Below are 1,381 nucleotides of genomic sequence, written 5' to 3'. Positions count from 1 at the left end.
CCGCCCTGGCCCGCGAAACAGGCCTGGAAATCACCGTCTGCCACCTGCCCCCGGGGACCAGCAAATGGAACAAGATCGAGCACAAACTCTTCTCCCACATCTCCATGAACTGGCGTGGCCGACCCCTGAGCAGCCACGAAGTCATCGTCAACTCCATTGCCGCGACCACCACCAAAACAGGCCTCACCGTCCAGGCCGAACTCGACACCGGACAGTACCCCACCGGCGTGAAAATACCCGACAACGAAATGGCCTCGCTGGAGACCAACGGGACACTACACAGACACCAATGGCACCCCGAATGGAACTACACCCTCAAACCAAACGACACACCAACTAAATAATCGGCGGGCCCTTAGTACCAGCCGTTACGCTCAGAGTGGTCCCATGCCGCGCACGGCGTACCGTAGCGTCCGGCGATGTAGCCGAGTCCCCATTCAATCTGGGTCCGGTAGTTGGTACGCCAGTCAGCTCCGGCACTCGCCATTTTGCTGCCTGGCAAGGACTGCGGTATGCCGTACGCGCCGCTGTAGGGATTATGAGCGCTCGTCCGCCAGCCCGACTCACGATTCCACAGATTAACCAGACACTGGAACTGGTCTCCGCCCCAGCCGAAGCCTCCCATGCGGCTTGAGGCATACGCTTGCGCCCCCGCAGGATCGTCCACGGGCACAACAGGCGGAGGCGGAGGCGGGGGCTGAACTGCTGGCGGAGGCGGAGGCGGGGGCTGGAAATCACCGTCTGCCACCTGCCCCCGGGGACCAGCAAATGGAACAAGATCGAGCACAAACTCTTCTCCCACATCTCCATGAACTGGCGTGGCCGACCCCTGAGCAGCCACGAAGTCATCGTCAACTCCATTGCCGCGACCACCACCAAAACAGGCCTCACCGTCCAGGCCGAACTCGACACCGGACAGTACCCCACCGGCGTGAAAATACCCGACAACGAAATGGCCTCGCTGGAGACCAACGGGACACTACACAGACACCAATGGCACCCCGAATGGAACTACACCCTCAAACCAAACGACACACCAACTAAATAATCGGCGGGCCCTTAGTACCAGCCGTTACGCTCAGAGTGGTCCCATGCCGCGCACGGCGTACCGTAGCGTCCGGCGATGTAGCCGAGTCCCCATTCAATCTGGGTCCGGTAGTTGGTACGCCAGTCAGCTCCGGCACTCGCCATTTTGCTGCCTGGCAAGGACTGCGGTATGCCGTACGCGCCGCTGTAGGGATTATGAGCGCTCGTCCGCCAGCCCGACTCACGATTCCACAGATTAACCAGACACTGGAACTGGTCTCCGCCCCAGCCGAAGCCTCCCATGCGGCTTGAGGCATACGCTTGCGCCCCCGCAGGATCGTCCACGGGCACAACA

1 protein-coding gene and 3 pseudogenes are annotated in these 1,381 nt (G+C 61.2%); 2 read left to right on the top strand and 2 right to left on the bottom strand.

Translation table 11 applies throughout. From position 1 onward, the window contains the following. Positions 1-344 (top strand): annotated as a pseudogene (locus Y708_RS23580) (ISAzo13 family transposase); the annotation flags it as partial. Between the two features lie 11 nt (positions 345-355). Here the strand turns inward: Y708_RS23580 and Y708_RS31410 are convergent. After that, on the bottom strand, positions 356-487 hold the full coding sequence (locus tag Y708_RS31410) for an aggregation-promoting factor C-terminal-like domain-containing protein (RefSeq protein ID WP_275451103.1): 132 nt from the start codon (positions 485-487) through the stop codon (positions 356-358). 237 nt (positions 488-724) lie between these two features. On the opposite strand from Y708_RS31410, the pseudogene Y708_RS23575 reads away from it, so the two are divergent. Continuing rightward, positions 725-1,048: pseudogene (locus Y708_RS23575) on the top strand (ISAzo13 family transposase); the annotation flags it as partial. A gap of 11 nt (positions 1,049-1,059) precedes the next feature. On the opposite strand, the pseudogene Y708_RS30385 reads toward Y708_RS23575, so the two are convergent. Then, positions 1,060-1,381: pseudogene (locus Y708_RS30385) on the bottom strand (transglycosylase); the annotation flags it as partial.

Origin of the sequence: Arthrobacter sp. H5, assembly GCF_000520595.1 — a bacterium.
Taxonomy (GTDB): domain Bacteria; phylum Actinomycetota; class Actinomycetes; order Actinomycetales; family Micrococcaceae; genus Arthrobacter_D.
The sequence above is the reverse complement of the archived record's forward strand: the minus strand, read 5'-3'. Positions and strand labels throughout refer to the sequence as shown.